20 protein-coding genes and 1 pseudogene are annotated in these 22806 nt (G+C 61.1%); 16 read left to right on the top strand and 5 right to left on the bottom strand.

The features are described from left to right. The first annotated feature begins 6 nt into the window (after positions 1–6). The 4 genes from J1D76_RS06685 (at position 7) to rsd (ending at position 3855) form a co-directional block, all read left to right on the top strand. Positions 7–1182: a uroporphyrinogen-III C-methyltransferase gene (locus tag J1D76_RS06685; protein WP_421137595.1), complete on the top strand. Its 1176-nt coding sequence runs from the start codon at positions 7–9 to the stop codon at positions 1180–1182. Then, on the top strand, positions 1179–2417 hold the full coding sequence (locus tag J1D76_RS06680) for a heme biosynthesis protein HemY (RefSeq protein WP_421137594.1): 1239 nt from the start codon (positions 1179–1181) through the stop codon (positions 2415–2417). Before J1D76_RS06685 ends, J1D76_RS06680 begins: the two co-directional genes overlap by 4 nt. A 250-nt stretch (positions 2418–2667) precedes the next feature. Then, positions 2668–3219: a disulfide bond formation protein B gene (locus J1D76_RS06675; protein ID WP_421137593.1), complete on the top strand. Its 552-nt coding sequence runs from the start codon at positions 2668–2670 to the stop codon at positions 3217–3219. A gap of 177 nt (positions 3220–3396) precedes the next feature. After that, entirely contained in the window at positions 3397–3855 is a 459-nt protein-coding gene (gene rsd, locus J1D76_RS06670) for a sigma D regulator (protein WP_421137592.1), read from the top strand. Between the two features lie 59 nt (positions 3856–3914). On the opposite strand, the gene J1D76_RS06665 is transcribed toward rsd, so the two are convergent. Then, the gene (locus tag J1D76_RS06665; protein ID WP_421137591.1) at positions 3915–4580 is read right to left on the bottom strand and encodes an FKBP-type peptidyl-prolyl cis-trans isomerase; all 666 of its coding nucleotides are present in this window, start codon (positions 4578–4580) and stop codon (positions 3915–3917) included. 192 nt (positions 4581–4772) lie between these two features. Between J1D76_RS06665 and J1D76_RS06660 the strand changes: the two genes are divergently transcribed. Continuing rightward, positions 4773–5867, top strand: a complete 1095-nt coding sequence (locus tag J1D76_RS06660) for an AlgP family protein (RefSeq protein ID WP_421137590.1) — start codon at positions 4773–4775, stop codon at positions 5865–5867. Here the strand turns inward: J1D76_RS06660 and J1D76_RS06655 are convergent. Beyond that, positions 5864–6328, bottom strand: a complete 465-nt coding sequence (locus tag J1D76_RS06655; RefSeq protein WP_421137589.1) for a TIGR02444 family protein — start codon at positions 6326–6328, stop codon at positions 5864–5866. The genes J1D76_RS06660 and J1D76_RS06655 overlap by 4 nt on opposite strands. A gap of 50 nt (positions 6329–6378) precedes the next feature. Between J1D76_RS06655 and J1D76_RS06650 the strand changes: the two genes are divergently transcribed. The 5 genes and pseudogenes from J1D76_RS06650 to J1D76_RS06630 all read left to right on the top strand — a co-directional run bounded on the left by J1D76_RS06650 (position 6379) and on the right by J1D76_RS06630 (position 10486). Next, positions 6379–8289 carry an ATP-binding cassette domain-containing protein gene (locus J1D76_RS06650; RefSeq protein WP_421137588.1) on the top strand — a complete coding sequence of 637 codons (1911 nt, stop codon included), beginning with the start codon at positions 6379–6381 and terminating at the stop codon, positions 8287–8289. Then, complete coding sequence (locus tag J1D76_RS06645; RefSeq protein ID WP_421137587.1) at positions 8289–8867, top strand: mechanosensitive ion channel domain-containing protein; 579 nt, start codon at positions 8289–8291, stop codon at positions 8865–8867. Before J1D76_RS06650 ends, J1D76_RS06645 begins: the two co-directional genes overlap by 1 nt. Positions 8868–9020: 153 nt before the next feature. Then, a complete protein-coding gene (locus tag J1D76_RS06640) occupies positions 9021–9653 on the top strand; it encodes a LysE family transporter (protein WP_421137586.1) in 633 nt (210 codons plus the stop codon). Positions 9654–9777: 124 nt separating this feature from the next. Further along, positions 9778–9924, top strand: a pseudogene (locus J1D76_RS06635) (hypothetical protein); the annotation flags it as partial. 106 nt (positions 9925–10030) lie between these two features. Further along, complete coding sequence (locus tag J1D76_RS06630; RefSeq protein WP_421137585.1) at positions 10031–10486, top strand: YaiI/YqxD family protein; 456 nt, start codon at positions 10031–10033, stop codon at positions 10484–10486. A 124-nt stretch (positions 10487–10610) separates the two neighbouring features. Here the strand turns inward: J1D76_RS06630 and elbB are convergent, their stop codons facing one another. Next, a complete protein-coding gene (gene elbB / locus J1D76_RS06625; RefSeq protein WP_421137584.1) occupies positions 10611–11279 on the bottom strand; it encodes an isoprenoid biosynthesis glyoxalase ElbB in 669 nt (222 codons plus the stop codon). A 115-nt stretch (positions 11280–11394) separates the two neighbouring features. On the opposite strand from elbB, the gene J1D76_RS06620 reads away from it, so the two are divergent. Next, positions 11395–12630, top strand: coding sequence for a sterol desaturase family protein (locus J1D76_RS06620; RefSeq protein ID WP_421137583.1), 1236 nt, complete (start codon positions 11395–11397; stop codon positions 12628–12630). Here the strand turns inward: J1D76_RS06620 and J1D76_RS06615 are convergent. After that, the gene (locus J1D76_RS06615; protein ID WP_421137582.1) at positions 12611–13243 is read right to left on the bottom strand and encodes a DedA family protein; all 633 of its coding nucleotides are present in this window, start codon (positions 13241–13243) and stop codon (positions 12611–12613) included. The genes J1D76_RS06620 and J1D76_RS06615 overlap by 20 nt on opposite strands. 208 nt (positions 13244–13451) lie before the next feature. Here J1D76_RS06615 and hemB point away from each other — a divergent pair, with 208 nt between their 5' ends. Continuing rightward, a complete protein-coding gene (gene hemB, locus J1D76_RS06610; protein ID WP_421137581.1) occupies positions 13452–14465 on the top strand; it encodes a porphobilinogen synthase in 1014 nt (337 codons plus the stop codon). A 69-nt stretch (positions 14466–14534) separates the two neighbouring features. Further along, positions 14535–16706, top strand: coding sequence for a polyphosphate kinase 1 (gene ppk1, locus J1D76_RS06605; RefSeq protein WP_421137644.1), 2172 nt, complete (start codon positions 14535–14537; stop codon positions 16704–16706). Positions 16707–16882: 176 nt separating this feature from the next. Here the strand turns inward: ppk1 and ppx are convergent, their stop codons facing one another. Further along, positions 16883–18385, bottom strand: coding sequence for an exopolyphosphatase (ppx, locus tag J1D76_RS06600; RefSeq protein WP_421137580.1), 1503 nt, complete (start codon positions 18383–18385; stop codon positions 16883–16885). A gap of 365 nt (positions 18386–18750) precedes the next feature. Between ppx and trxA the strand changes: the two genes are divergently transcribed. The 3 genes from trxA to J1D76_RS06585 all read left to right on the top strand — a co-directional run bounded on the left by trxA (position 18751) and on the right by J1D76_RS06585 (position 22779). Continuing rightward, the gene (trxA, locus tag J1D76_RS06595) at positions 18751–19080 is read left to right on the top strand and encodes a thioredoxin TrxA (protein WP_003206727.1); all 330 of its coding nucleotides are present in this window, start codon (positions 18751–18753) and stop codon (positions 19078–19080) included. A 247-nt stretch (positions 19081–19327) separates the two neighbouring features. Next, positions 19328–20587, top strand: a complete 1260-nt coding sequence (gene rho / locus J1D76_RS06590; protein WP_046039047.1) for a transcription termination factor Rho — start codon at positions 19328–19330, stop codon at positions 20585–20587. A 194-nt stretch (positions 20588–20781) separates the two neighbouring features. Continuing rightward, entirely contained in the window at positions 20782–22779 is a 1998-nt protein-coding gene (locus J1D76_RS06585) for an acyltransferase family protein (RefSeq protein WP_421137579.1), read from the top strand. The last annotated feature ends 27 nt before the right edge of the window (positions 22780–22806 follow it).

Here is a 22806-nt window from a genome sequence, read left to right as displayed (position 1 = left end):
GGATACGTGAGCGAAACAGCCTTGCCTAAAGATGACTCGCGACCGGTGCTTGATGCGCCTGTTGATGCGCCTGTTGATGCGTCTGTTGATGCACCTGTTAGTGATATGCCGCCGCCACCCGCTGGCGAGCCGCGTCGAGGCAATACGCTGGCGATCGTCGCGTTGCTGCTGGGCGCCGCCGGTGTCGCAGTGGGCGGTTGGGGGGTGTGGCAGGTGCGCCACTTGCAAGCCACCAACCAACAACAGTTGAGCCAGGTGCAGGCGCTGAACGACCAGGCGCAGAACCTCAAGCTCAATGAGGAACGCCTGAGCGCACGCCTCGCGCAATTGCCTGCCGCCGATGAACTGGAAGCGCGCAGCCGCCTGGTCATTCAACTGCAAGGCGATCAGCAGCGTCTGAACCAGCGTCTGGAAACCGTGCTTGGCGCAAGCCGCAAGGACTGGCGTCTGGCTGAAGCCGAGCACCTGTTGCGCCTTGCCAGTCTGCGATTGTCTGCCTTGCAGGACATCAGCAGCGCCCAGGCGCTGGTGCAAGGTGCCGACGAAATTCTGCGTGAACAGAACGACCCGGGTTCCTTCGCCGCCCGCGAGCAGGTGGCCAAGACCCTGATCGCCTTGCGCAGCACCGAACAACCGGATCGCACCGGATTGTTCCTGCGCCTGGGTGCACTGCGTGAACAGGTGACCAGCCTCACCGAGCTGGCGCCCGAGTACAAGGACCGTGGCGACTCGCTGCTCGGCCTGACCGCCGATGGCGACGGTGCCAGTCGCTGGGCGCAATGGTGGGACCAGATTTCGCGGTACATCCGTATCGATTTCAGCGCCGACAAGAATGTTCGTCCATTGCTCGCCGGCCAGAGCCTGAGCCAGGTGCGCCTGGCCCTGAGCCTGGCGCTGGAGCAGGCGCAGTGGGCTGCGCTCAATGGTCAGGCGGCGGTGTACTCCCAGGTGCTGGACGAAGCGCGGGACATCCTCAAGGGCAACTTCAATCCGGACAACGCGCAAAGTAAAATCATGCTTGAACAGGTCGCCGAGTTGAGCAAGCAGCCCGTTACTGTCGTTACGCCGGACCTGACCGGCACGCTGAGTGCGGTGCAGGGTTATCTGGAGCGGCGTAACGTCAATGCCGAAGAGTCGATCAAGCCACTGGCCAAGCCTGCCGCGCCGGAGGCCACGCCATGAAACGCCTGTATGTGATCGTGTTCCTTGTGATTGCGGCTGCCGCCGCGTTGGGGCTGGCGATTGCCGAACATTCCGGTTACGTGCTGATCGCCTACAAAACCTTCCGCTACGAATCGAGCCTGTGGGCCACCCTGGCGTTGGTGGCCGTGCTCTGGCTGCTGATCTGGGGCATCAAGGCGCTGGTCGAGCTGGTGATGACCTCCAGCGGCGTGGTCAATCCATGGTCGCGGCGCAACCGTAGCCGTCGTGTGCAGGTGGCTATCGAACACGGTCAACTGGACCTCGCCGAGGGGCGTTGGGCCAGCGCCCAGCGTCACTTGCACCGGGCCGCCGAAGCCGAGCGCCAGCCGCTGCTTTACTACCTCGGTGCGGCGCGCGCGGCGAACGAACAAGGTCATTACGAGGAAAGCGACAACCTGCTGGAGCGCGCACTGGAGCGCCAACCGCAAGCCGAATTGGCGATTGCCTTGAGCCACGCGCAGCTGCAGACCGACCGCGGCGATACCGACGGTGCCCTCGCCACCCTGCAAGCCATGCATGAACGCCATCCGCATAACGCACAAACCCTGCGCCAGTTGCAGCGTCTGCTTCAGCAGCGCGGTGACTGGTCGGCGTTGATTCGCCTGCTGCCGGAGTTGCGCAAGGATAAAGTCTTGCCCGCGGCCGAGCTCGCCGAGCTGGAGCGCCGTGCCTGGGGGGCAAACCTGTCCCTGGCGGCACAGCGCGAAGAAGATGGCACGGTAGGGCAGCAGGCCCTCGACAGTGCCTGGCAGCAACTGACCTCGGCGCAGCGCCAAGAACCGCAACTGGTGTTGGCGTATGCCGAGCAACTGCGCCAACTGGGTGCTCAGATCGAGGCCGAAGAGGTACTGCGCACCGCGCTCAAGCGCAACTACGACAGTCATCTGGCGCGACTCTACGGTTTGGTTCGGGGCAATGATCCGGCCCGTCAACTGCAAACCGCCGAAGGCTGGCTCAAAAACCATCCCGCCGACCCGAGCCTGCTGCTGACGCTGGGTCGTCTGTGCCTGCAAAACAGTTTGTGGGGCAAGGCCCGGGACTATCTGGAAAGCAGCCTGCGCATGCAGCGCAATCCGGAAGCCTGTGCCGAGCTTGCGCGGTTGTTGGCGCAAATGGGTGATACCGAGCGCAGCAACCAGCTGTTCCAGGAAGGCCTGGGGCTGTTGGATGAGCGTTTGCTCGCGGCGCCACTGCCGGTGGCGGCCCGTGCCTGAGTCACGTTCAATACGTTGAGCAATGACGTGGGATGAGGGCAATAAGGCCCTCGTCGCAAGGCGAAAATCAGCTGGAATTTGCTCACCCTTTTAGGTCGCAGGCAAAGTCCTACAAGGGACTACTTTTAATCCTCTCGCCTGCGTCGGGATTTCCCTACACTCCTGCTGAAGTCTCCGTGGGCGTTCGCCTTGAAAGCCCGCCGCGCTTTCCTCTACCGTAACGACCTGTCACTACTTTTACGGAAAAGCCATGTCTTTGGCCTGCTCACGCTCCTTGTTTTTCATGGCTTTCATTGCGGGTGCCCTGGCGCTGGGCGTTTCCTTCTACCTGGAATATGCAGTCGGCCTGCGGCCTTGCGGCTTGTGTCTGTTGCAGCGTTTTTGCCTGGCGCTTTTCACGGCGATCTGCCTGATGGCGTCGGTCCATGGCCCCGGGCGCGGCGCCAGCGTCCTGTATTGGCTACTCGGCTTGTGTTGCTGTCTGGCAGGTGCCACCGCGGCATGGCGGCAAGTCCTGTTGCAAAACCCTCCGGCAGACCCGTCAGTGACGTGCACGACGGCTCTGCCGGAGTTGTTTGCCAACACACCCTGGCTGTCGCTCGTTCAGCAATTGTTCAACGGCGCCGCCGATTGTGTGGAAATTTCCTGGACGCTGTTCGATCTGAGTCTCACCGAGTGGAGCCTGCTGCTCTTCGTCGCGATGATGATTCTGGCGCTCTACCAATCGTCGCGACTGGTCTGGACCAGCTATCAGCGACCATTCAGCGGCGAGTCGTCGCACCGGGCGTTTGCCGGCGATTAAACACTTGTATGAACTTTATCGCGTGCGTACCTTGAAGCCAGTGACGTGCGGGCATAATCTGGCCCGCACGTGTCATTGGAATTATGTTGCTCGATGACGCTCTGCCTGACCGCCCACCGATGTGAAAAGAGGCGAGCGGGCATAGAGCAGCTGACCCACAAGGGAAGAGAGATCACCATGCTCGAAAGTTGTCAGAATGCTCAGGAACGCTGGGGTGGAGTGCACCTGCTGATCGATCGCTGGTTACAGGAGCGACACGAACTGATCGGGGCCTACGACGCTCTCGGCGCGAAGCCTGAGGCGTTGGGTGAGAACCGCAAGCCTTTGCAGGAGTTCTGCGGCGTGCTGGTCGATTACGTCTCTGCCGGGCACTTCGAAATCTACGAGCAACTGACCGGGGAGGCCAAGGCCTTCAACGACCAGCGTGGCCTGGAACTCGCCGAGACGATTTACCCACGCATCGACGTCATCACCGAGAAGCTGCTCGCGTTCAATGACCTGTGCGATGAAGGCAAATGCGTCGCCGAGAAGTTCAAGGAACTGGGTGGCCTGCTGCATGAACGCTTCGAACTCGAAGACTGCCTGATTGAAGTGCTGCACACGGCTCACAAGGAAGCCGATTCGGTCCAGGCCTGAATCGCTTCGCACAAGATTCCGAAACGGCGTGCCCAGGCACGCCGTTTTGCATTTTCGTATCAGCTGGTCGCACCGCGTAATTCGACTTCAAACACCAGGGGTGTGAACGGCGCGATCACGTCACCGGCACCGTCGGCACCGTAGGCTTGGGCCGATGGAATCACCAGCCGCCATTTCGCCCCGACCGGCATGTTTTGCAATGCACTGCGCCAGCCCGCGATCACGCTGTCGAGGCTGAACCATTGCGGCTGGTTGTTCTGATCGAACACGGTGCCATCGGGCAAGCGTCCGATGTACAACACTTGTACCTTGCCGTTGGGTCCCGCCTTGGCGCCGGTGCCTGGTGTCAGCTCAGTCATCAGCACGCCATCGGCCAGTTCGCGCACGCCGGGCCTGGCTTTCTGCGCGGCAAGAAAGCGCTGCTCTTTTTCCAGCGCTGCTTCGCTCGGCGGCGCGGCCGATTGCACCGCGACCTGGGCTTCGTGTTCGGCCAGAATCTGCTGGATCTGTTCATCTTTCAGCGCCAGCGGCTTGCCCTGATAAGCCTGTTGCAGGCCTTCGACCAAGGCTTGCACTTGCAGGTCGGGAACCTCCTGGCGCAAGCGTTCACCCAGGCTTGCACCGAGGCTGTAGGCGAGATCGTGAGCTTCATTTCCCGGTGTTGTTTCGGCAGCCTGGGCCGCAGAAAAAAACACGCACAGCGACAAAAAAAGGTAGCGCGACATGGGCTCTCTCCGACCTGAATTGCGGGCGATTATGCCAGTGAGAATGCGCACAACGGTGAACTGCTTTCGTGCCGTTGCAGAACTTTTTCAATCCTTTGCAACGCAGCGCTTTCGATAGTGTCAACATGCCCTAGCGGCGGTTGCAGCAGAGGTCTAGTATGAGCCGCACTCACTTCAGCCAGGAGGTAAACCATGTCGGCCACCAAGAAGCCAGTTAACACTCCGTTGCACTTGCTCCAACAACTCTCGGGCAGCCTGCTCGAGCATCTGGAAACTGCTTGTTCCGAAGCCTTGGCTGATGCTGAAAAATTGCTCGCCAAACTGGAAAAGCAGCGCGGAAAAGCGCAAGAAAAACTGCACAAGTCCCGCACCAAATTGCAGGACGCTGCGTCGGCCGGTAAAGCCAAGGCACAAGCCAAGGCCAAGGGTGCAGTCGGCGATCTGGAAGAGCTGCTTGACGCACTCAAGGATCGTCAATCGGAAACCCGCACCTACATTCTGCAACTCAAGCGCGATGCTCAGGAAAGCCTGAAACTGGCCCAGGGCGTCGGTCGTGTACAAGAGGCTGTCGGCAAGGCGTTGTCCCTGCGTGCGGCCAAACCTGCTGCGACACCCGCGAAGAAAACCGCTGCCAAACCGGCTGTTGCAAAAGCACCTGCCAGGCCTGCTGCTGCAAAAACAGCGGCTGCCAAACCCGCCGCTAAAACAGCCGCGGCCAAGGCGGCGGCAAAACCTGCTGCGAGAAAACCGGCTGCTGCGCGACCCGTTGCTGCCAAAACCGCGGCTGCGAAACCGGCTGCCAAATCGGTTGCCGCAAAAACTGCCGCTGCGAAACCTGCCGCTAAAACTTCTGCCGCTAAACCCGTCGCGAAGCCAGCTGCAAAAGCGGCCGCTAAACCAGCCGCACGCACCGCTGCTGCAAAACCTGCAGCCAAGCCAGCGGCTAAACCTGTTGCGGCAAAACCGGCTGCACGAGCCGCGGCCAAGCCGGCAGCAAAACCTGCGGCGCGAGCGGCTGCTGCGAAGCCTGCGACCGCTGCCAAGCCTGCCACTGCCGCAAAACCAGCCGCTGCGGCAAAACCTGCTGCCAAGCCTGCGGCAAAACCAGCCGCCAAGCCTGCCGGGCGCAAACCTGTTGCCGCCAAACCAGCGACGCCGGTTGCCAAGCCTGCTGCTGCGGCTGCACCAGCCACTCCTGCTCCGGCAGCCACCACCTCGACACCTGCGCCAGCACCTACGCCTGGCGCAGCGTCGAGCGCTGTAACCACCCCAACCAGCGCTTCCTAAGTGCCGGTTACCGCGACGCGCAGTTGATGCAGCGCGTCGCGGTCCAGGTGGGCGGCTCCCGCCGTCGCACCTTCCAGCCAGGCTGATAGATCGGCCACGTCTTCTTGCGGCCAACTCTGCGCCGCTTTCTCCAGACGCAATAACAACTGTCGCTCGGCTTCCAGCTCCAGTGCCTTCATCTGTTCGCGCAAGGTATGCAAACCGGCGTCCTGCGAGGCGGCGGCTTTCCATTGTGTACGCAAGGTCCGTAGCGGTCGCACGACGTCGGCTTCCCAGCTGACAGCCATGCTGCGCAACTGTTGCAAACGTTGCTCATCACAGGCAACGCGCCGCTGGCCCAGCCACGCACCGCACAGCAACAGGCACACATTGACCCCCCCCGACTGCAATTGCAGGCAGGCGTGCTCAACGCCCGGACGGGCGTAAATGTTCAGGGAAAATCTCCACAGGTCAGAGGACATAGTGCTACTCGCGCCAGTTGCGAGCGAAGCTGGTAGACTCCGCCGCCATTATGATTCGACTTCAGAACCTGACTTTACAGCGTGGCCCGCAACGTCTGCTAGAAGACGCCGAGCTGACCCTGCACGCCGGCCAGAAAGCCGGCCTCATCGGTGCCAACGGCGCCGGCAAATCGAGCCTGTTCGCCTTGCTTCGGGGTGAACTGCACCCGGACTCGGGTGATTGCTTCCTGCCGGCCGACTGGCGTATCGCCCATATGCGCCAGGAGGTCGACACCCTCGAACGCCTGGCGGTCGACTACGTGCTCGATGGCGACCTGCGCCTGCGCCAGGTGCAACGCGACCTGGCGGCAGCCGAAGCGGCCCATGACGGTGCCGCACAGGCCCGCCTGCACTCGGAACTCGATAGCGCCGACGGTTACACCGCCGACGCCCGGGCGCGCAAGTTGCTGGCCGGCCTTGGCTTTACCAACGAGCAGATGGATCGCCAGGTCGGCGATTTCTCCGGTGGCTGGCGGATGCGCCTGAACCTGGCGCAAGCCCTGATGTGCCCATCGGACCTGTTGCTGCTCGACGAACCGACCAACCACTTGGACCTCGACGCCATCATCTGGCTCGAAGAATGGCTCAAGAGTTATCCCGGCACCCTGATGCTGATTTCCCACGACCGGGACTTCCTCGATGCCGTGGTCGATCACGTGGCCCACGTCGATCAGCGCAAGATCACCCTGTACCGCGGCGGCTACAGCGCCTTCGAACGCGCCCGCGCCGAACGCCTGGCCCAGCAACAGCAGGCGTACGAGAAGCAGCAGGTGCAACGTGCGCACATGGAAAGCTACATCGCCCGCTTCAAGGCCCAGGCCACCAAGGCCCGTCAGGCGCAGAGCCGGATCAAGGCCTTGGAGCGGATGGAAGAGCTGACCGCGGCCCACGTCGATTCGCCGTTCGACTTTGTCTTTCGTGAATCGCAAAAGATTTCCAGCCCGTTGATCGACCTGTCCGACGCCCGTCTGGGCTACGGCGACAAAGCCGTGCTGGAGAAGGTCAAGCTGCAACTGACCCCGGGTGCGCGCATCGGTTTGCTCGGCCCTAACGGCGCCGGTAAGTCGACCCTGATCAAGAACCTCGCCGGCGAGCTTTCGCCATTGGCCGGTCGCTTGACCCGTGGCGAGAACACCGTGGTCGGTTACTTCGCCCAGCATCAGCTCGACTCGCTGGATGCCAAGGCCAGTCCGCTGCTGCACTTGCAGCGCCTGGCGCCGACCGAACGCGAACAGACGTTGCGTGATTTCCTCGGTGGTTTCGACTTCCGTGGTGCGCGGATCGATGAGCCGGTGTTGAATTTCTCCGGTGGTGAAAAGGCACGCCTGGCGTTGGCCTTGATCGCCTGGGATCGGCCGAACCTGTTGCTGCTCGACGAACCGACCAACCACCTGGACCTGGAAATGCGCCTGGCGCTGACCATGGCCCTGCAGGAATTCAGTGGCGCGGTATTGGTGGTCTCCCACGATCGCCATTTGCTCAAAAGCACCACCGACAATTTCTATCTGGTGGCGGATGGCAAGGTCGAGGAGTTCGACGGCGACCTCGAGGATTACACCCGTTGGCTGGTGGAGTATCGCCAGCGCAACGCGCCGGTCAGCAATACGCCGGTCAACCCGGACAAGACTGACAAGAAAGCCCAGCGCCAGGCTGCGGCTGCGTTGCGTCAGCAACTGGCACCGCACAAGCGCGAAGCGGACAAGCTCGAAGCCGAGTTGGGCAAGCTCCACGAAAAACTGGCGAAGATCGATGTCAGCCTCGGCGACAGCGACATCTACGAGCCGTTACGCAAAAACGAATTGCGTGATCTGCTGGCCGAACAGGCCAAGCTGAAGGTGCGTGAGGCAGAGCTGGAAGAGGCGTGGATGCAAGCCCTGGAATTGCTGGAAAGCATGCAGGCGGAGTTGGAGGCGTTGTCCTGATGGACGCGCTCAACCTGCCGTTGCCGGCACAGTGGGTCGAACCGGTCTTGCTCGGCGTGCAAATCCTGCTGATCCTGCTGGCTGGCTATTTCACCCAGCGCTTCGTTGCCAAAGGCCTGACCCGCCTCGGCGAGCGTTATCCGTTCCCGCCGCAACTGATGATGCCGCTGCGGGGCGGTCTGCGTTGGCTGATCATGGGCAGCGCGCTGATTTTCGTGCTGGAGCGCCTCGGGGTTTCGGCCACGGTGCTATGGACCGCGTTATCCGGTTTCGTCGCGGTCGCGGCGGTGGCGTTTTTCGCCATGTGGAGCGTGCTGTCGAACCTGCTGTGCGCGATCCTGATCTTTACCGTCGGCCCGTTTCGCCTGGGCGATGTGGTCGAGTTGGTGGACACCACCGACAAACCCGGCGTCAAAGGTCGGGTGGTGGCGATCAATCTGCTGTACACCACGCTGATCGAAGCCGAGGAACTTGGCACCGGCAGCGCCATGGTGCAAGTGCCCAACAGTCTGTTCTTCCAGCGCTCGGTGCGACGCTGGCGTGGGACGGATGTGTTTTCCAGCGGGTTTGAAAAGTAAGCCCTCTGTTGGCCGTTACACCGCTATCGCGAGCAGGCTCGCGAAGAGACCAACACGGGTCGGCTGTCGCCATGTCCTACAAAAAATCGGTAGTCATTCACCCAAAGCCGCATTAGCTTAGACGTCTGTCACGAGTCCGAGTCGAGGTGTGCAATGGAGCTTCAAACATGGCTGGCGTTTTTTGCCGCCTGCTGGGTGATCAGCCTGTCCCCCGGTGCCGGCGCCATTGCGTCGATGTCCAGTGGTTTGCAATACGGTTTCTGGCGCGGTTACTGGAACGCCCTGGGCCTGCAACTGGGCCTGGCCCTGCAGATCGCCATCGTCGGTGCCGGCGTCGGTGCCATTCTCACGGCGTCGGCCTCGGCGTTCTACGCAATCAAATGGTTTGGCGTGGCGTACCTGGTCTACCTTGCGATCAAGCAATGGCGAGCGCTGCCCAGCGACATGAGCGACGACGCGGCCGTGCGCCAGATCGGCAAGCCGATGGCGCTGGTGTTCCGCGGTTTCCTGGTGAACATCAGCAACCCCAAGGCACTGGTGTTCATGCTGGCGGTGCTGCCGCAGTTCATTGACCCGCATGCGCCACTGTTGATTCAGTACCTGGTGATCGGCGTGACCATGATCTGCGTCGACCTGATCGTCATGGCCGGCTACACCGGTCTGGCGTCCAAGGTGTTGCGTCTGCTGCGCACACCGAAGCAGCAAAAACGCATGAACCGTACCTTTGCCGGGTTGTTCATCGGCGCGGCGGCGTTCATGGCAACGCTGAGAAGAGCGGTAGTCTAAACCCGCAGAAATCCACAAAGGCGACCCATGAGGTCGCCTTTTTCTTTGGCTTATCAGTGAGTTGGAGAGCGCGAAAATTCGCGGGAGGCCCCGACTGGTGGGCGGCGGTGGGCGTTTCGGTTTCGCGACGCTGGCGTTCTTTGATTTTGAGTGGCTGGGGATTCATGCGGATGCGTATTCGCTGGGTGCCCAGGCTTTGGCAATCATTGCGATTGGCGTGTTGTATGGCCGCAGTCGTGTGATTGAGAAGCGGCGGGTGGCGGTTTCTTAAAAAGCATTCGCTGCGCTCACTTTCGCGAGCAGGCTCACTCCCACAGGTTTAGCGTTAACCTGTGGGAGTGAGCCTGCTCGCGATGCTTTTTAGAGAGGAAAACATGATGCGTGTATGGATTGATGCCGACGCCTGCCCCCGGGCAGCCAAGGACCTGGTAGTGAAGTTCGCCCTCAAGCGCCAGTTCGAAGTGGTGCTGGTAGCCGGGCAGCCGCAGACCAAGCCGGGGTTGGCGCTGGTCAAGTTGATCGTGGTGCCGAGCGGTCCGGATGCCGCCGATGATTACCTGGTGGAACACGCGGTGCCCGGCGAACTGGTGATCTGCAGCGACGTGCCGTTGGCTGACCGCCTGGTGAAGAAGGGCGTGGCCGCGCTCGATCCGCGAGGCAAGGAATTTGATGCGCAGAACATGGGCGAGCGGTTGGCCGTGCGAAACCTGTTCACCGATTTGCGCGAACAGGGGCAAATGGGCGGTGGTCCGGCCCCGTTCGGCGACCGCGAGAAGCAAGCGTTCGCCAATGCGCTGGACCGGATTCTGACCCGACTCACCCGCAAACCCTGACGGCCTTTGTAGGAGCTGGCTTGCCAGCGAAAGCAATCGATCCTTCAACATCGTCCTTGAAGGGGACGGCCCTTTCGCTGGCAAGCCAGCGCCTACAAAGAATCGTGTAAATCGCTACCTTGCGTTACGCATCGTTTTCGTGGGTCAGTTCCAGCACCCGGTCGACCAGTTTGTTGATGCCGGAAGCCACTTCACTGATGCTTTGCGCCAGCATGTAAGCCGGGGTGCTCACCAGTTTTCGGGCCTTGTCCTCGACGATGTCGGTGACGGCGCAATCGGTGTGGGTCGCGCCCATCTTGTTCATCGCGGCCGCGGTGTCGCTGTCGTTGCCGATGGTGCAGGTGACACCGGGGCCGTAGATCTTGGCCGCGAGGGCCGGCGAGATGCACATCAAGCCCACCGGCTTGCCGGCCTCGGCAAAGGCTTCGGTCAGCGCCAGGACATCCGGCTGAACGCTGCAACCGGCGCCTTCGAGGGCGAAGTTGGACAGGTTCTTCGCCGAGCCAAAACCACCGGGTACGATCAGCGCGTCGAACTCATCGACGTTCGCCTCACGGATGTCCTGGATGTTGCCGCGGGCAATACGCGCCGACTCCACCAGCACGTTGCGCGATTCGGGCATTTCCTCGCCGGTCAGGTGATTGATCACATGCAGCTGTGCAATGTTCGGTGCGAAGCACTGCACCTGGGCGCCGCGCTGGTCTAGGCGCAGCAGGGTAATGACGCTCTCGTGGAGCTCGGCGCCGTCGTACACGCCACAACCGGAAAGGATCACTGCAACTTTTTTGCTCATGGGCTTTTCTCCAGATTCATGGCGTTAAATGTCCACTAATTTGGCACGCGTTGCCATAGGGTTAATCCATGGCAACGCCTAGCATCTGTCCTCAAGATTCCGATCAGGGCGCGTCATGGACTTCATTCTGTATGCAGTGCCGTTTTTCTTTGTCCTGATCGCCATCGAGCTGCTGGCCGACCGTTGGCGTGGGGTGCGCAATTATCGGGTGGCGGATGCGATCAACAGCATCAGCACCGGCGTGCTGTCGACCACCACGGGCCTGTTGACCAAAGGTGGGGGTCTTGTGACCTACGCGTTGGCGCTCAAGCACCTGGCGCTGTTCGAGCTGTCGGCCGACAGTCTCTGGACCTGGGTGCTTGCCTTTGTCTTCTACGATTTGTGCTACTACTGGCTGCATCGCCTGGGCCATGAGCGCAACATCCTCTGGGCCGCCCATTCGGTGCATCACCAGAGCGAGGACTACAACTTGTCCACGGCGTTGCGCCAGACCAGTACCGGGTTCTTGCTGAGCTGGATCTTCTATCTGCCGATGGCGGTGTTCGGCGTGCCGCTGCTGGTGTTTGTCAGCGTCGCGGCGCTGAACCTGCTGTACCAATTCTGGGTACACACCCGGCACATTCCCAAGCTGGGCTGGTTCGAATGGTTCTTTGTCACACCGTCCAATCATCGGGCCCACCATGCACAGAACGCTCTCTACATGGATCGCAACTACGGCGGGGTGTTCATTATTTGGGACCGGCTGTTCGGTTCGTTCCAGGAAGAGGATGATAACGAGCCGGTGATTTTCGGCGTGACCACGCCGCTGGCGAGCTGGAATCCGCTGTGGGCGAACGTGCAGTTCTATGCGCAATTGTGGGCCGATGCGCGGCGTGCCGAGCGCACCTGGGACAAGCTGCGGATCTGGTTCATGCGCACCGGATGGCGGCCAGCGGACGTGGCGGCGAACTACCCGCTGAGCAAGCCGGACCTGACCCGGTTCAGTAAGTTCGACGTGCCGCTCGACGGGCGCCAGCAACTCTACGTCCTGTTGCAGTTCTGCGTTTATATCGCGCTGGGCAGCTACTTGATGAACCTCCAGGCGCACTTGCCAACCGCCGCATTACTGCTGGGCTGGGTCGCGGTGGCGCTGGGCTTGTTTGGGTTGGGCGTGGCTCTGGAGAATCGCCCGTGGGCGTTGAAGGTGGAGCTGTTGCGGCTGGCGTCGAATGTGCCGCTGGTGTGGCTGGCGCCTGTCGTGGGCCTTTGGCCGGCCAGCGCGGTGGGCTGGGTCGGCCTGCTCAGCTACAGCCTGTTGAGCGGTATCGGTCTCTACTGTTGCCGCAACCGTATCACTCGGTTGGTGTCGTAGGACCTTCGGATTTGCTGCGTGCAGCCTTCAAGGCCTGCTCGTCGGCGTAAACCTGCCTGGCCAGGCGGGCGTTCTTGAATCGCCGCCGCAGCCAAAGCACCACGCCCAGCACCAGCAAGGCTCCGAGTACCCACAGCTCGTACTTCTTCACGCTGCCGAGCATGCCTTCGAGCACCGCGCCGAAATGGTACGCGGCCGCCGCCAGCGCCGCCGCCCAGACCGCCGCGCCAATGCCGTTGAGCAGCAGGTAGCGTCCTGGTGGATAACCCGAAAGACCAATGGCCACCGGCATGACCGTGCGCAAACCGTAGACGAAGCGGAAACTGAGGACCCAGATGTCCGGGTGCTTGCGGATGTGTTCCAGCGCCCGATCGCCCATCATTTGCCAGCGAGGTTTGCGCGCCAGCAGCTTGCGACCGTGCTTGCGTCCCAGGAAATACCACAGCTGGTCGCCGGCATAGCTGCCGCAGAAAGCCACGACCACCACCAGGTTGATGTCCATGTATCCACGGAACGCGAGAAAGCCCGCGAGTACCAGGATGGTTTCGCCTTCGAAGAACGTGCCCAGGAAAAGGGCAAAGTAGCCAAAGTCATGCAGAAATTGTTGGAGCATTGTCTGGGTGCTGGCGAAATGAACGCGCAGCCTAACCCTTCGGGCACATTCAGGAAAGTGTCCAAATGTGTCTCGACGTGAACATTTCCTACAACGACAATGGAATGCGGCTACCTGTCACACCGGTGCGCACAACTGTCATACGTTCGTCATAATGGCCGCTTATAACTGTCACGCTCGCCCGAAAGCGCGGGCTCAGGAGTCTGCCGTGAGCTTTACCCCCGCCAACCGTCTGTTCCCCGCAACCCGCCTGCGCCGCAACCGTCGTGACGACTTCTCGCGTCGCCTGGTCCGTGAAAACGTCCTGACCGTCGATGACCTGATCCTGCCGGTGTTCGTGCTGGACGGTGAAAACCGTCGCGAAGCGGTGGCCTCGATGCCGGGCGTCGAACGCCTGACCATCGATCTGTTGCTGGAGGAGGCGGCCAAGTGGGTCGAGCTGGGGATTCCCGCGTTGGCGTTGTTCCCGGTGACGCCCGCCGACCTCAAGTCGCTGGACGCTGCCGAAGCCTGGAACCCCGAAGGCATCGCCCAACGCGCCACCCGCGCGTTGCGCACACAATTTCCTGAGCTGGGTGTGATCACCGATGTCGCCCTGGACCCGTTCACCACCCACGGCCAGGACGGCATCCTCGACGAAGAAGGCTACGTGCAGAACGACATCACCGTCGACGCGCTGGTCCGCCAGGCCTTGTCCCATGCCGAGGCTGGCGCTCAGGTTGTCGCGCCCTCGGACATGATGGACGGTCGCATCCAGGCGATCCGTGAGGCCCTCGAAGTGGCCGGTCACGTCAACGTGCGGATCATGGCCTACTCGGCCAAGTACGCGAGCGCCTATTACGGCCCATTCCGCGATGCGGTCGGTTCGGCGCTGAACCTGGGCAAGGCCAACAAGGCCTCCTATCAGATGGACCCGGCCAACAGCAACGAAGCCCTGCACGAAGTGGCGGCGGACTTGTCAGAAGGCGCAGACATGGTCATGGTCAAGCCAGGCATGCCGTACCTCGACATCCTGTGCCGGGTCAAAGAAGAATTCAAAGTGCCGACGTTTGTTTATCAAGTCAGCGGCGAATACGCCATGCACATGGCGGCAATCCAGAATGGCTGGTTGAGCGAAGGGGTTATCCTCGAGTCGCTGACCGCTTTCAAACGGGCAGGCGCCGATGGCATCCTGACGTACTTTGCCGTTCGTGCCGCCCAATTGTTACGAGAGCAAAAATAGCCCTCCCAGGAACATTCGATGAATACCGAAGTGCTCACTGAAGTTGCCGTAAAAGACGCTCAACCTGTGATGGAGCAAGTCGACGAGACCCCGCCGGAGCTGGAGCCCGCTCAGCCCGCGGCGGTCGTCGAGCCCGCTGCCTCCGCGCCGGCGATCGCCATTCCTGGCCTGGATGACAGCAGCCTGTACATCCACCGCGAGCTTTCGCAATTGCAGTTCAATATCCGCGTGCTGGAGCAGGCGCTGGACGAGTCCTACCCCTTGCTGGAGCGGCTGAAGTTTCTGCTGATCTTCTCCAGCAACCTGGACGAGTTCTTCGAGATTCGTGTCGCCGGCCTGAAGAAGCAGATCACCTTCGCCCGTGAACAGGCCGGCGCCGATGGCTTGCAACCGCACCAGGCCCTGGCGCGTATCAGCGAACTGGTGCACGGTCACGTCGACCGCCAGTACGCGATTCTCAATGAAATCCTGTTGCCGGAGCTGGAAAAACATCAGGTCCGTTTCATCCGTCGCCGCAACTGGACGACCAAGCTCAAGACCTGGGTCCGCCGTTATTTCCGCGACGAGATCGCACCGATCATCACCCCGATCGGTCTCGACCCGACGCACCCGTTCCCGTTGCTGGTGAACAAGAGCCTTAACTTCATCGTCGAGCTCGAAGGCATCGACGCCTTCGGACGCGACTCTGGCCTTGCGATCATCCCGGCCCCGCGTCTGCTGCCGCGCATCATCAAGGTGCCGGAAGAAGTCGGCGGCCCGGGCGACAACTATGTGTTCCTGTCGTCGATGATCCACGCCCACGCCGATGACCTGTTCCAGGGCATGAAGGTCAAGGGCTGCTACCAGTTCCGCCTGACCCGTAACGCCGACCTGGCGCTGGATTCCGAAGACGTCGAAGACTTGGCCCGTGCCCTGCGCGGTGAGCTGTTCTCCCGTCGCTACGGCGATGCGGTGCGTCTGGAAGTGGCCGATACCTGCCCTAAACACCTGTCGGACTACCTGCTCAAGCAATTCAACCTGAGCGAGACCGAGCTGTATCAGGTCAACGGTCCGGTGAACCTGACACGCCTGTTCAGCATCACCGGCCTGGACAGCCAGCGCGAGCTGCAGTACCTGCCGTTCACCCCGCAGATCCCGAAACTGCTGCAGAACAGCGAGAACATCTTCAGCGTGATCAGCAAGCAGGACATCCTGCTGCTGCACCCGTTCGAGTCGTTCACTCCGGTGGTCGACCTGCTGCGCCAGGCGGCCAAGGACCCACACGTGCTGGCCGTGCGCCAGACGTTGTACCGTTCCGGCGCCAACTCGGAAATCGTCGACGCGCTGGTGGATGCGGCGCGTAACGGTAAAGAGGTCACGGCGGTGATCGAACTGCGTGCGCGGTTCGACGAAGAGTCCAACCTGCAACTGGCCAGCCGCCTGCAAGCGGCCGGCGCGGTGGTGATCTACGGTGTGGTCGGCTTCAAGACCCACGCCAAGATGATGCTGATTTTACGTCGAGAGGCCGGCGAAATCGTGCGTTACGCGCACCTCGGCACCGGTAACTACCACGCCGGCAACGCCCGCCTGTACACCGACTACAGCTTGCTGACCTCCGACGACGCCTTGTGCGAAGACGTTGGCAAGCTGTTCAGCCAGTTGATCGGCATGGGTAAGACGCTGCGCATGAAGAAGCTGCTGCATGCGCCGTTCACCCTGAAAAAGGGCATGCTCGACATGATTGCCCGCGAAACCCAGTTCGCCCTCGACGGCAAGCCGGCGCACATCATTGCCAAGTTCAACTCGCTGACCGATCCGAAGATCATCCGCGCGCTGTACAAGGCCAGCCAGTCGGGCGTGCGCATCGACCTGGTGGTGCGCGGCATGTGCTGCCTGCGGCCAGGCATCGCCGGGGTTTCCCACAACATCCACGTGCGCTCGATCATCGGCCGCTTCCTGGAACACACCCGGGTGTTCTACTTCCTCAATGGCGGCGACGAGCAGATGTTCCTCTCCAGCGCCGACTGGATGGAGCGCAACCTCGACAAGCGCGTCGAGACTTGCTTCCCGGTGGAAGGCAAGAAGCTGATCATGCGGGTCAAGAAAGAGCTGGAACTGTACCTCACCGACAACACCCACAGCTGGAGCCTGCAGTCGGACGGTCGTTACATCCGCAACACGCCGACCGGCAACCAGAACCCACGCAGCGCCCAGGCGACATTGCTGGAGCGATTGGGCAGCCCGATCCTGGCTGTGCGGTAACGCGCAACCCGCTGGAACAAAAAAGGGCGATCCATACGGATCGCCCTTTTTTGTTCCAGCGAACTCTGTAGGAGCTGGCTTGCCAGCGAAGGTGGTCTTGAATTCGGCGCAAGGCTTGAAAGCGCCTTCGCCGGCAAGCCGGCTCCTACAAGGGGCGTGGTTCAGCGATGAGTTGTTTATCGAACGCTAAGGACGATATCGACGCGGGTCAGCCATTGCGCTTCGATTTCGAAGTCGGCCTGGGTCAGTTGATTTTCATCCAGCCAGTTCTCCGGGAACACCACTTCCAGGCAATTGCCGTTGGCGTTCAATTCCACCTGCGGCATCTGCTGGGTGCCACGGATGTGGTGGAACAGGATCGCAAAGCGCAGCAACACGCACAGGCGGATCAGCTTGGTGCCGTCTTCGCCGAAGTCGGCGAACTTGTCCTTGGGGATGTTGCGTCGATGGCCGCGCACCAGCAGCGCCAGCATCAACTGATCTTCGCGGGAGAACCCGGCGAGGTCCGAGTGCTCGATCAGGTAGGCGCCATGCTTGTGGTACTGGTAATGCGCAATGTCCAGGCCCACTTCATGGACCTTGGCCGCCCAGCCAAGCAGCTCGCGCCAGACGCCGTCTTCCAGTTCCCAGTCCTTGGCCACCTGGTCGAACGCATGCAGCGCCTTGCGCTCAACCCGTACGACTTGCTCCTGATCGACGTGGTAGCGCTCCATCAGCGAGGTGAGGGTGCGTTCGCGCACGTCTTCGTGATGATGGCGGCCCAGCAGGTCATAGAGCACGCCTTCGCGCAGGGCGCCCTCGCAGTGGTCCATGCGTTGCAGTTCGAGGGAGTCGAAGATCGCTTCGAGAATCGCCAGGCCGGCCGGGAAAATCGCCCGGCGATCCGGCTTGATGCCTTCGAAGTCGATTTTCTCGACGTCGCCGAGCTTGATCAGCTTGCGCTTGAGCCAGGCCAGGCCGTCGGCATTGACCTCACCGGTGCCGTGGCCACCTGCCTTCAGCGCCAGGCCGATGGCGCGGATAGTGCCCGAGGAGCCGATGGCTTCATCCCAGGTCAGGCGGTGCAGGGCGTGCTCGATGCTCATGATCTCCAGCCGCGCCGCGGTGTACGCCTGGGCGTAACGGGCCGGGGTGATCTTGCCGTCCTTGAAATAACGCTGGGTGTAGCTGACGCAGCCCATCTGCAGGCTTTCGCGCAGCAGTGGCTCGAAACGCTGGCCGATGATGAACTCGGTACTGCCGCCGCCGATGTCGGCCACCAGTCGCTTGCCCGGGGTGTCGGCGAGGGTATGGGAGACACCCAGATAGATCAGGCGTGCTTCTTCACGGCCGGAAATGACTTCTACCGGGTGACCGAGGATTTCTTCGGCGCGACGGATGAATTCGGCGCGGTTGCGGGCTTCGCGCAGGGCGTTGGTGCCGACGATGCGCACGGCGCCGGTGGGCATGCCGTTGATCAGTTGGGCGAAACGCTTGAGGCAGTCGAGCCCGCGTTGCATCGATTCTTCGTTGAGGTGGCGCTCTTCGTCGATGCCGGCGGCCAGCTGAACCTTCTCCCCGAGACGCTCGAGAATACGGATCTCGCCGTTCTGGGCCTTGGCCACGACCATATGGAAACTGTTGGAGCCCAGGTCGATTGCGGCGATCAGGGACAGGTTCTTGGCTTGGGAATGCGGCATGGTCAGGGGATCTCGGTCGATTACCTCGACATCGTGCCACGATCAAAGGCTGGCGCCAACGCGCAGGAGCTGCAGGAGGCTGCGATCTTTTGGCTTGGGGGTTCAAGTGGTGCGGCGACTGGCCTCTTCGCGGGCAAGCCCGCTCCCACAGTTATTGTAGTCAACGCGCAATTGTATTCCACCGCAGGACCCTGTGGGAGCGGGCTTGCCCGCGAAGGCGGCCTCACGGACACAAAATAAGTTGGCTTGAGCTATACCCAAACTCATCGAACACCATAGCGAGACTCAATCATCTGCGGCTTCCTGAACACGGGAAGGGCAGCTATGATGGGCCACGTTTTTTTGCTTACAACCTGGAGAATTCCATGAGCAGCGATCTGATCAAACACGTTAGCGACGCCAGCTTCGAAGCCGACGTACTCAAGGCCGAAGGCGCTGTACTGGTCGACTACTGGGCTGAATGGTGCGGCCCTTGCAAAATGATCGCTCCGGTTCTGGACGAAATTGCAGAAACCTACAAAGGCAAGCTGACCGTTGCCAAGCTGAACATCGACGAAAACCAGGAAACTCCGGCCAAGCACGGCGTTCGTGGTATCCCGACCCTGATGCTGTTCAAGAACGGCAACGTTGAAGCGACCAAGGTCGGCGCACTGTCGAAGTCGCAACTGGCTGCTTTCCTCGACGCCAACATCTAAGCGTCGCTGACAAGTGTCCCAAAAAAGCCCCGCAAATAGCGGGGCTTTTTGCGTATTCAGGGCTAGACGCTCCCAAACTCAGGTGTTACATTCGGCCCCGCAGTGGTTTCTCCACTGCCCCCTGCTAGCCGTCGCCGACGCACTCCTTTTCGAATAAGTACGCGATCCTGTCGCCTTCTCTGCGGCGCGGCCTCATTAAGCCAAAAGCTTAATTTCCCCCCTCCATAAATGATTACGTCATTCCTATATGAATCTGACTGAACTCAAGCAAAAGCCGATTACCGAACTGCTCGAATTGGCCGAACAGATGGGCATAGAAAATATGGCCCGTTCGCGCAAGCAGGACGTGATTTTCTCCCTGCTCAAGAAGCACGCGAAAAGCGGTGAGGAAATCTCCGGTGATGGCGTGCTGGAGATTCTCCAGGACGGCTTCGGCTTCCTGCGCTCCGCTGACGCTTCCTATCTCGCCGGCCCGGACGATATCTACGTCTCGCCGAGCCAGATCCGTCGTTTCAACTTGCGTACCGGTGACACCATCGTTGGCAAGATCCGCCCTCCAAAGGAAGGCGAGCGTTATTTCGCGCTTCTCAAGGTCGATACCATCAACTACGACCGTCCGGAAAACGCGAAAAACAAGATTCTCTTCGAGAACCTGACCCCGCTGTTCCCGACCGTGCGCATGAAGATGGAAGCCGGTAACGGTTCCACCGAAGACCTCACCGGACGTGTCATCGACCTCTGCGCCCCGATCGGTAAAGGCCAGCGCGGTCTGATCGTTGCACCGCCGAAAGCGGGCAAGACGATCATGCTGCAGAACATTGCCGCGAACATCGCGCGTAATAACCCTGAAGTTCACCTGATCGTGCTGCTGATCGACGAACGTCCGGAAGAAGTAACCGAAATGCAGCGCACCGTGCGCGGCGAAGTGGTTGCCTCGACGTTCGACGAGCCGCCAACCCGTCACGTGCAGGTTGCCGAAATGGTGATCGAGAAGGCCAAGCGCCTGGTCGAGCACAAGAAGGACGTGGTGATCCTGCTCGACTCCATCACCCGTCTGGCCCGCGCCTACAACACCGTGATCCCGAGCTCCGGCAAAGTACTCACCGGTGGTGTCGATGCTCACGCCTTGGAGAAACCGAAACGTTTCTTCGGCGCTGCGCGAAACATCGAAGAAGGCGGCTCGCTGACCATTATCGCCACCGCACTGGTTGAAACCGGTTCGAAGATGGACGAAGTGATCTACGAGGAATTCAAGGGCACCGGCAACATGGAGCTGCCACTGGATCGCCGCATCGCTGAAAAGCGCGTCTTCCCGGCCATCAACATCAACCGTTCCGGTACCCGCCGCGAAGAGTTGCTGACGGCAGACGACGAGTTGCAACGCATGTGGATCCTGCGCAAGCTGCTGCACCCGATGGATGAAGTAGCAGCCATCGAGTTCCTGGTCGACAAGCTGAAAACGACCAAGACCAACGACGAATTCTTCCTGTCGATGAAACGCAAGTAACATCAACGGTTGAATCCAAGAGAATGGCGCCCCAGTGGGGCGCCATTTTTTTTGTGCATTTTTTGGCTTTTACATGGGAGGTTTTGCAGCGGCTAAGGTCAGTTGGTGAGCAATCAACAACTGGCGTGGCCAGCGTTCAACGAGGCCCATGCGCTGGTTGCACTAAAACAATGATCTGAATGGCTTGGCGTTCTATGAGCACACTGGTTTACAGACGGGATATCGACGGCTTGCGCGCCGTGGCGGTGATCGCCGTCGTGCTGTTTCATTTTGGCGTTCCGGGATTTACCGGCGGTTATGTCGGCGTGGACGTGTTTTTCGTGATTTCCGGTTACCTGATCACTTCGATCATCTGGAACCAGCGCCAGGCCGGGCGCTTCAGTTTCGTCGAGTTCTGGGCCCGGCGGGCGCGGCGGATTCTGCCGGCGCTGTTTGTGATGATCATCGCGGTGCTGGCCGTCGGTTGGTTCCTGCTGGCGCCGAAGGATTACGAAGAGCTCGGCCGCTCGGTGCGCTATCAGGTGACGTTCGTGTCGAACCTGCTGTTCATGCGCCAGGCTGGCTATTTCGATGTCGCCTCGGACCTCAAGCCGCTGCTGCACACCTGGTCGCTGGCAGTGGAGGAACAGTTCTACATTCTCTTCCCGTTGTTGCTGACACTGCTGTCGAGCCGTCTCAAGCATTGGCGGCTGGCGCTGTTCGCGGTGTTGCTGGGGTCGTTTGGCCTGAGCGTGTGGGCCGTCGCCCATCATCCGGAAAAAGCGTTCTTCCTGCTGCCGATGCGGGCCTGGGAACTGCTGGCCGGTGCGATGCTGGCGGTAGCGCCCAAATCTGCGTGGCGTCTCAAGCCGATGGCGGCGCAGTGGCTGAGCCTGTTGGGCATGTCGCTGATCCTGCTGGCGGTGTTCGGTTACGACAAGTCCACGCCATTCCCGGGCGTCGCGGCGTTGTTGCCGGTACTGGGCGTGGTGCTGCTGATTCTGGCCAACGGTCATCGTCCCACTTTGGTGGGGCAGTTGTTGAGCAGTCGGGCGATGGTGGGCCTCGGCCTGATTTCCTATTCCTGGTACCTGTGGCATTGGCCGGTGTTTGTGATGTCCAGCTACGCCAGTGTCTCCGAGTCGAGTGCGCTCGATGGCGCTGGCCTTATCCTGCTCAGCCTGGTGCTGGGTTACCTGTCATGGCGGTTTGTCGAGACGCCGTTCCGTGAGCGTCGCCTATTCGCCGGTCGCCGGCAGATTCTGCTCGCGGGTGCTTGCGGCATTCTGGTGCTCGGCCTGGCCGGGCAAACGCTGCGCTGGACCGATGGATTGCGCTGGCGCCTGTCCGATCAGGCCCTGCAATACGCCAAGGGGCGCGAATGGCGACCGGAACTGATGGCCTGCCTGGCCAACGACAAGACCCCGGACGACAAATTGTTCTGCCACTACGGCATTCAAGACCGCCCATCCCGGGCGCTGGTGTGGGGTGACAGCCACGCCACGGCGCTGATTCCGGCGTTCGATGACGGCGCCAAGGCCCATGGTGTCAGTGTGGTCCTGGCCAGTTCTCCCGGTTGCTTGCCCGTCGAGGGCCTGGAGCACGATGCGCGTTGTGCCCGGTTCAACCGGCGAGTCGAAGAGGCCCTGAAACCGCAGTCTGTCAGTGATGTCGTGCTGGTCGCACGTTGGAGCCTTTATCTCTACGGCGACGCCAAGGGTGATCTGGCTCATGCCTTGCGCACGCCAGAGGGGCATTACGACCGCGCCATCGCCGAACAACGTTTGGCGCAGGGGCTGCGTTCACGCGTCGCGCAATTGCGGGCGCAAGGGCACCGAGTCTGGTTGGTCAAGGAAGCGCCCTTGCAGGCTTTCAGCCCACCGTACCGCCTGACGCGGCTGGCAATGCTGGGTCGTCCGGTCGACGACGTCGGCCTGGCAATCGCCAAGCATCACGAGCGGCAGGCATTCATCAGTCAGTTGTTCGCTCAGCTGGCCCAAGACCCGGCAGTCCGTGTACTGGACCCGGCACCGAGGCTGTGTGATGCGAGCGGCCTGTGCCGTGCCGAACGCGGCGGTTATTCGTTGTACACCGATGACAATCACCTCTCGCAGGTCGGTGCACGCTGGGTGGCGCCGGTCCTCGAACCGCTGTTTGTCGGCCTGAAAGCCAGGGGAAACCCGGAAAAACGCCAGGTGAATGCATCCAGATAAGCAGCGACAGGCTGCCAGCGGGCGGCA

This window comes from Pseudomonas sp. NFX15 (genome assembly GCF_049132105.1).
Classification (GTDB): Bacteria; Pseudomonadota; Gammaproteobacteria; order Pseudomonadales; family Pseudomonadaceae; genus Aquipseudomonas.
This window is presented reverse-complemented; position numbering and strand designations above follow the sequence as displayed.

Bases quoted from the DNA above. Each gene is read 5' to 3' on its own strand.
- J1D76_RS06680 (WP_421137594.1), top strand. From the start codon at position 1,179: ATGAAACGCCTGTATGTGATCGTGTTCCTTGTGATTGCGGCTGCCGCC.
- J1D76_RS06675 (WP_421137593.1), top strand. From the start codon at position 2,668: ATGTCTTTGGCCTGCTCACGCTCCTTGTTTTTCATGGCTTTCATTGCG.
- rsd (WP_421137592.1), top strand. From the start codon at position 3,397: ATGCTCGAAAGTTGTCAGAATGCTCAGGAACGCTGGGGTGGAGTGCAC.
- J1D76_RS06665 (WP_421137591.1), bottom strand. From the start codon at position 4,580: ATGTCGCGCTACCTTTTTTTGTCGCTGTGCGTGTTTTTTTCTGCGGCC.
- J1D76_RS06660 (WP_421137590.1), top strand. From the start codon at position 4,773: ATGTCGGCCACCAAGAAGCCAGTTAACACTCCGTTGCACTTGCTCCAA.
- J1D76_RS06655 (WP_421137589.1), bottom strand. From the start codon at position 6,328: ATGTCCTCTGACCTGTGGAGATTTTCCCTGAACATTTACGCCCGTCCG.
- J1D76_RS06650 (WP_421137588.1), top strand. From the start codon at position 6,379: ATGATTCGACTTCAGAACCTGACTTTACAGCGTGGCCCGCAACGTCTG.
- J1D76_RS06645 (WP_421137587.1), top strand. From the start codon at position 8,289: ATGGACGCGCTCAACCTGCCGTTGCCGGCACAGTGGGTCGAACCGGTC.
- J1D76_RS06640 (WP_421137586.1), top strand. From the start codon at position 9,021: ATGGAGCTTCAAACATGGCTGGCGTTTTTTGCCGCCTGCTGGGTGATC.
- J1D76_RS06630 (WP_421137585.1), top strand. From the start codon at position 10,031: ATGCGTGTATGGATTGATGCCGACGCCTGCCCCCGGGCAGCCAAGGAC.
- elbB (WP_421137584.1), bottom strand. From the start codon at position 11,279: ATGAGCAAAAAAGTTGCAGTGATCCTTTCCGGTTGTGGCGTGTACGAC.
- J1D76_RS06620 (WP_421137583.1), top strand. From the start codon at position 11,395: ATGGACTTCATTCTGTATGCAGTGCCGTTTTTCTTTGTCCTGATCGCC.
- J1D76_RS06615 (WP_421137582.1), bottom strand. From the start codon at position 13,243: ATGCTCCAACAATTTCTGCATGACTTTGGCTACTTTGCCCTTTTCCTG.
- ppk1 (WP_421137644.1), top strand. From the start codon at position 14,535: ATGGAGCAAGTCGACGAGACCCCGCCGGAGCTGGAGCCCGCTCAGCCC.
- ppx (WP_421137580.1), bottom strand. From the start codon at position 18,385: ATGCCGCATTCCCAAGCCAAGAACCTGTCCCTGATCGCCGCAATCGAC.
- trxA (WP_003206727.1), top strand. From the start codon at position 18,751: ATGAGCAGCGATCTGATCAAACACGTTAGCGACGCCAGCTTCGAAGCC.
- rho (WP_046039047.1), top strand. From the start codon at position 19,328: ATGAATCTGACTGAACTCAAGCAAAAGCCGATTACCGAACTGCTCGAA.
- J1D76_RS06585 (WP_421137579.1), top strand. From the start codon at position 20,782: ATGAGCACACTGGTTTACAGACGGGATATCGACGGCTTGCGCGCCGTG.